This is a genomic window from Pantoea sp. CTOTU49201, from assembly GCF_032054795.1.
Classification (GTDB): domain Bacteria; phylum Pseudomonadota; class Gammaproteobacteria; order Enterobacterales; family Enterobacteriaceae; genus Pantoea; species Pantoea symbiotica.
The window spans coordinates 1-5,712 of the sequence record NZ_DAMBSA010000305.1 but is presented as its reverse complement, the minus strand read 5'-3'; the positions used below and the strand labels follow the sequence as shown (position 1 = coordinate 5,712).

General features: G+C 55.6%; 6 protein-coding genes and 1 pseudogene. 1 reads left to right on the top strand and 6 read right to left on the bottom strand.

Annotation, left to right across the window (positions count from 1 at the left end; translation table 11 throughout):
• Both RTY00_RS18375 and RTY00_RS18370 read right to left on the bottom strand, forming a co-directional pair.
• A pseudogene (locus RTY00_RS18375) lies at positions 1 to 289 on the bottom strand (ABC transporter permease); the annotation flags it as partial.
• Between the two features lie 63 nt (positions 290 to 352).
• Positions 353 to 1,384, bottom strand: a complete 1,032-nt coding sequence (locus RTY00_RS18370) for a polyamine ABC transporter substrate-binding protein (RefSeq protein WP_312665392.1) — start codon at positions 1,382 to 1,384, stop codon at positions 353 to 355.
• A 368-nt stretch (positions 1,385 to 1,752) separates the two neighbouring features.
• Between RTY00_RS18370 and RTY00_RS18365 the strand changes: the two genes are divergently transcribed.
• Complete coding sequence (locus tag RTY00_RS18365) at positions 1,753 to 2,715, top strand: LysR family transcriptional regulator (RefSeq protein ID WP_008106834.1); 963 nt, start codon at positions 1,753 to 1,755, stop codon at positions 2,713 to 2,715.
• A 582-nt stretch (positions 2,716 to 3,297) separates the two neighbouring features.
• On the opposite strand, the gene RTY00_RS18360 is transcribed toward RTY00_RS18365, so the two are convergent.
• The 4 genes from RTY00_RS18360 to RTY00_RS18345 form a co-directional block, all read right to left on the bottom strand.
• Complete coding sequence (locus tag RTY00_RS18360) at positions 3,298 to 4,227, bottom strand: glyoxylate/hydroxypyruvate reductase A (protein WP_312665391.1); 930 nt, start codon at positions 4,225 to 4,227, stop codon at positions 3,298 to 3,300.
• Complete coding sequence (locus RTY00_RS18355) at positions 4,224 to 4,673, bottom strand: type II 3-dehydroquinate dehydratase (RefSeq protein ID WP_312665390.1); 450 nt, start codon at positions 4,671 to 4,673, stop codon at positions 4,224 to 4,226. The genes RTY00_RS18360 and RTY00_RS18355 overlap by 4 nt, the downstream gene beginning before the upstream one ends.
• Before the next feature lie 112 nt (positions 4,674 to 4,785).
• A complete protein-coding gene (locus RTY00_RS18350) occupies positions 4,786 to 5,397 on the bottom strand; it encodes a glutathione S-transferase family protein (protein ID WP_312665389.1) in 612 nt (203 codons plus the stop codon).
• Positions 5,394 to 5,712: zinc-binding dehydrogenase (locus RTY00_RS18345; protein WP_312665388.1), on the bottom strand; the 319-nt coding region annotated here is incomplete at its 5' end. The genes RTY00_RS18350 and RTY00_RS18345, both read right to left, overlap by 4 nt.

Below are 5,712 nucleotides of genomic sequence, written 5' to 3'. Positions count from 1 at the left end.
TCCAGGTGGTGCGCGTTCTCACCAGCGCATACGCCAGCGGATAACTCATCAGCAGGCCAAAAATCGCGGTTTTCGCGCTGAGCATCACCGTGTTAATAAACGCATCGGCATAGATTTTCTTAAACAAGCTGTTAAAGTTCGCCAGCGTGAATCCACCCACATCGAGCGATCCGGGAATATAAGCCCGCACGCTAAACTGCATCACGGCAAACATGGCTACCACCAGCCCAAGCGCCGTGAACGTAGCGGGGATAATGAACCAGGGTAAGAATGTCGGTTTTCTCGTCATAGACGTTGCTGCCTGAATAAAATGGTGCGACGAACCGGGCGGCGATAAGGCCGCCCCTATTTATTAATGCGACATGATGTTTTCAGAGAACCACTGACGCCACTCGGCGGTTTTTTCCGCGCGCAGTTGTGGATCGGTGTTGATGGTGGCATTCCACTGTTCTGGCGTAGTCAACATGCCAGGCAGCTTCGCCAGTTCCGGATCGATATGCGCATTGGTCACCGTTGGGCTGCCGCGATAGATCTTCGCCACTTCCTGTTGGATTTCCGGTTTCAGCGCGATATTCATGAACTTGTAGGCCAGTTCCGCGTGTTTGGTGCCTTTGTTGATACCGACGGTATCGACGCCCAAAATCGCGCCTTCCTTGGGAATAGCCAGCTTAATGTTGACGCCTTCTGCAATCATGCTGTAGGCGTTCATCGACAGCATCACCTGCACCGGCGTTTCACCCGTGGAGATCAGCTGCTGGCTGTTGGCATCATCGGTATAGAAGGATTTGATGTTGGGGATCAGCGCTTTCAGCCTGGACTGACCTTGTTCCCAGTGCGCCGCATCAGTGCCAGAAAGTTTGGCGGAGACCGCGATGATATGGCTCGGATCCCAATCTGGCAGTGCAATTGAGCTTTTCAGCTCCGGACGCCACAGATCGTTCCAGCTAGTAAATTCTTCGCCCTTCGGCACTAAATCTGGGCGATAGCCGATGGTGTAAACGTAGCCCCACACGCCAAGGTGATACGGGCTGACTTTGGCCTCCTGCACCAGATTCACCGCGTTAGGGATTTTGCTCATGTCGAGCTTTTCAAACAGGCCGCTATTGGCATACAGATAACCGACATGCGCGGTAGTAAAGGTGACGTCGGTTTCCGGCGAGCCGCCCGCCAGCTTGGCTTTGTTTAAGCGATCGATGGTGCCGCCGGTGACGAACTGCACTTCCACGCCGGTCTCTTTGGTGAACTCTTTGGCGATGGTTTGATCAATCAGATCTTTAAAGCTGCCGCCCCAGGTGCTGACAATCAGCTTATCTGCGGCCATCGCATTCCCTGCGCTCAATACACACGTGGTCAACAACGTTAAGGCACCAATCTTACGCAACATATTCTTGTCCCCAATGAATGAAATGGCTGTTGTAGCTGCTTTGCACCACCGTCTGGTCCATCGCGTCGCAATGCACTAAAACAGTGCGAAGGCGGCTCTCGGGTGTTGAAGCGATAATGCCGCTGCGTTGAGATTGGGTAAAACAGCATTTCCCTCGCTGTTGCATCAGGATTTCTGAGGCTAAAAAAGTGGCCTGCTTAACAAGGATTTTCTGAAGTAGGAGTGAGGCAGACGCGAATGGTCGCTGGCGCATTGACAGGTGATTATGCTGTAAGTCGGAATTTGGCATGAGAAATGCTTGAGTTGAATCGACCTTATTAGAATGACTGACGCGACATGAGCGTGTCAGCGATCTCAGGAGAACCTGCATGCTCAGTCGCATCACCCAGCGTCAGCTGGAATATTTTGTCGCTTCCGGTGAAGCGGGCAGCATTATTGGCGCCTCGGAGCGTATTCACGTCTCCTCACCGTCGATTTCCGCTGCCATCACCCATATTGAGTCTGAGCTTGGCGTGCAGCTGTTTGTGCGTCACCACGCCCAGGGCGTTTCACTCACCGCAATCGGCCATCAGGTATTAAAAGAGGCCAAACTGATCCTCGAACAGATGTCGAATCTCTACACCATCGCATCGGAATCGATGAACAACGTGCGCGGCCCACTGCGCGTTGGTTGCCTCGATACACTAGCGCCAATGTTGACGCCGGAGCTGGTGTTTGGCTTTGGCCGCGCCTTTCCCGGCGTGCGCATCTCGCTGGTGGAAGGCAACCATGAGTTGCTGCTAAAACAGCTGCGCTCAGCCGATATCGATATCGCCCTCACCTATGATTTGGTGCCCGCCAGCGACGTCACTTTCCAGTCGCTGGCGCAACTGCCGCCCTACGTGATGGTGGGCGAGCATCATCCGTTCGCCACACAATCTGCGGTATCGATTCAGGATCTGGCTGAAGTGCCGATGGTGCTACTGGATATGCCGTGGAGCCGTGAATATTTTCTTGGCTTGTTCAGTGAAGCCGGTGTCACACCGAATGTGGTGATGCGATCCAGCAGTATGGAAACAGTACGCGCGATGGTGGCAAACGGCGTCGGCTTTGGTATCGCCAACGTGCGACCTAAAGCGCACTTGTCGCAGGATGGTAAACGCCTGATTCGCGTGCGGTTGGCGGGCGTTAACAAGGCGATGCAGTTGGGTTATGCCACCATGGCGCATGTGCAGCAATCCATGGTGGTGAGCGCCTTCGCCGAGCGTTGCCGCATGTTTATTTCCGACCAATATATTCCCGGCATGGCGGCACCGAGTTATTTCGATCCACAAGTGGTGCGGGTGGCGTGAGGTTGAGCCGTTAGCACTCAGTTGCTGAGCAGCATGCTGGCACTGAGAAGGTTCCGCCCGCCAGACATTGGGCAGTTTCAGCATCCGCGATGCGGCGTACGGGCAAAGGGCCAAATGGCGTGGCCCTTTGCAATCCGCGCCTTGCGCCGTCCTCGCTGTTCCCTCGCTCATCCTTCCGTCCGACGGACCACGCGGATTCGCCATCCATGGCTCATGCCGCGCTTTCGCCGACATCGTGTCGGCTCATCCTGGCCGTCACTCTTCACTCGGCGCTGCGTATGGCGCCCACAAACCTAGCCTGTGAGAGTCTTTTCTAAATTAAAAACAGCATGGTCTTTAGAGATTTTGTTCGGAGAGATATTTCGTGGGTGCGCATTTTTGCGCACCTGGTCACCATGAATGGCGACCCTACGGGATTTAAAGCGATTGTGAGCCAGGAAAAGGCATTGCTGCTAAAGCGCGGTTGTTGAGGCGACATCCCATCGCCCCTCTGCTCGGTCGCCGCACGGCGTCACTGCAACTGCCCAAGCATTGGCGAACGAAAGTCGCAGTATGTAAACGAATGTTGCTCAAACTTTGACATCAATATCCTTGCTGCGGATAAACGCGATTTAAAACCGGTTCGCCGCGCGCGGCGCGCTGGATATTTTCGGCAACCTGCGGTGCGGCGCTGGCGGGAATGGCGACCGAGGCCAGATGCGGCGTGATCAATACATTTTCCATGCTCCACAGCGCATCTTCCGGCGGCAACGGTTCGCGATCGAATACATCCAGAGTGGCTTGAGCAATATCCCCACGCTGCAACGCCTGCGTTAACGCCGCCTGATCGACAATCGCCCCGCGCGACACATTAATAAACGCGCTGCCGGGCGGTAAGCGAGCCAGTCTTTCCGCACTCAGCAATCCCTTGGTTTGCGGCGTGAGTGGTAGCATCACCACCAAAATATCGCTGCTGGCGAGGAAATCATCCAGCACCTCTATTCCGCTGCTACAGGTAATGCCTTCGATGGCTTTCTGCGATCGCGACCAGCCACGCACATCCAAGCCCTGACGCGCCAGTTCCTGCGCGGCGTGCGCGCCCAACTCACCTAATCCCAGCACGCCAACGCGCACGGTTTCCGGCGAACGAGGATGCAGGTAATGCCAGCGTCGTTCACGTTGCGCCCGCTCAAACGCCGGAATGTCACGCACATAACGCATTACGGCAAACAGCACGAAGCCGGCCATCATGCGCGCCATATGCGGGTCAGACAAACGAACAATCGGGATATCCGGCAAATCATCACGTCCGACCAGCGAGTCAACGCCCGCCCCCAGATTCACCAACAGTTTCAGGTTGCGGTAAGCAGCAAAAAAGCCGTGCGGCGGCTTCCACACCAGCGCGAAATGCACTTCGTCGACGTTTTGCACCTCTTCCGCGCGACAGATATTCACGCCTGGCAGATGCGGCGCGAGCAACGCTGACCACTGTTCAAAGCTGTCGAAATCGCTGTAAAACACCAGGGTACTCATGCCACATGCGCCTTGATCAACTCGGCCACCGCATCAATCGCCAGTTCGTAACCGATTACGCCCAAGCCGGCGATCACGCCGGTGGCGGCTTTCGATACCATTGAGTGATGGCGGAACGGCTCGCGCTTCCAGATGTTGCTCATGTGCGCTTCGATGATCGGGCCATCAAACATCAGCAACGCATCGAGAATCGGCACCGAACTGTAGGTTAAACCGGCAGCGTTGATGATCAATCCGGCGGCCTGCTGACGCGCTTCCTGTATCCAATCAACCAACACGCCTTCGTGATTGCTTTGAAGAAATTGCAGCGTGACGTTGTGCGCGGCCGCCCGGCGCTGGCAGCGTTCACCGATGCTGGCAAAGCTTTCAGTGCCGTAGGTGCCGCTTTTGTCCATGCCATACAGGTTGGCGTTCGGGCCGTTGAGGAAATAGATTTGCTGATTCATGTGATTTCCTGAGTCGCTATGCGGTGGTCACCATAAATGGCGACCCTACGGTTAAAGTGCCTGTTATTCGTAGGGTCGCCATTTATGGTGACCGAATTACGATTTACGGCAATCAATGCGGGCGCGTGGCGGCCATAGCCGGGCGGGCATCGAACATGGCAAACCAGGCGGCGGTTTGCGGATGATCTGCACGCCAGTTAAGGACTTCGAAGCGGAAATCGAGATAACCCAGCGCGCACCCAATGGCGATCAAACCCAGGTCATTCGGCTGCGAGCTAAAACTGGCGACCTGACGTTCAATTTCCCCCAACGCGGCGCTGACTTTCTTCAGTTGTCCGTCGGCCCAACCTTGCCACTGTTTTTCCACCGGCCGCGCGCTAAATTCATAACGAGCCAGCAACGCGGCATCGATCAATCCATCGCCCAACGCCTGGCGTGACAAACTCAACCAGCGCGCGTCGCCGTGCGGCGGGATTAAATCACCTTGCGCGCGGACATTGAGGTATTCACAAATCACGCGGCTGTCGTACAGGCACAATCCTTCTTCCGTGCGCAGCGCCGGCACTTTGGCTAACGGATTAAAGGTGGCAATGCGCTCATCACGTTCAATCGGATGCGCCGCCGAATCTAACAGCTCAATCTCATGAGTCAGCCCAAGACAGTACGCAGTCACCATCACTTTGCGCACATAAGCAGATGTAGTGGCGTAAAACAGTTGCATCATGCGAGCGCTCCCGGCTGATCCACGTTCAGTAGCACTTTGCCAATGTTGGCGTTGGCCTCAAGGATGCGATGCGCATCCGCCGCCTGCGCCAGCGGCAAAACTTGATGCAGCGTGGGGACGATTTTGCCTGCAGCGATGAGCGGCAGCAGATGCTTGCGGATGCACTCAGCCAGGCGCGCCTTTTCAGCAGCGCTTTTGGGACGCAGCGTGGAAGAGGTCAAACTCAACCCTTTACGCATCACCAACTGCAGATCGAGTTCTATCTTCGCGCCCTGCATAAATGACAAACTCACATGACGTCCGCCTTGCGCTAAT

What these genes read in the sequence shown, in the direction of transcription:
- RTY00_RS18370 (WP_312665392.1), bottom strand. Translation starts at nt 1,384, where the DNA reads ATGTTGCGTAAGATTGGTGCCTTAACGTTGTTGACCACGTGTGTATTG.
- RTY00_RS18365 (WP_008106834.1), top strand. Translation starts at nt 1,753, where the DNA reads ATGCTCAGTCGCATCACCCAGCGTCAGCTGGAATATTTTGTCGCTTCC.
- RTY00_RS18360 (WP_312665391.1), bottom strand. Translation starts at nt 4,227, where the DNA reads ATGAGTACCCTGGTGTTTTACAGCGATTTCGACAGCTTTGAACAGTGG.
- RTY00_RS18355 (WP_312665390.1), bottom strand. Translation starts at nt 4,673, where the DNA reads ATGAATCAGCAAATCTATTTCCTCAACGGCCCGAACGCCAACCTGTAT.
- RTY00_RS18350 (WP_312665389.1), bottom strand. Translation starts at nt 5,397, where the DNA reads ATGATGCAACTGTTTTACGCCACTACATCTGCTTATGTGCGCAAAGTG.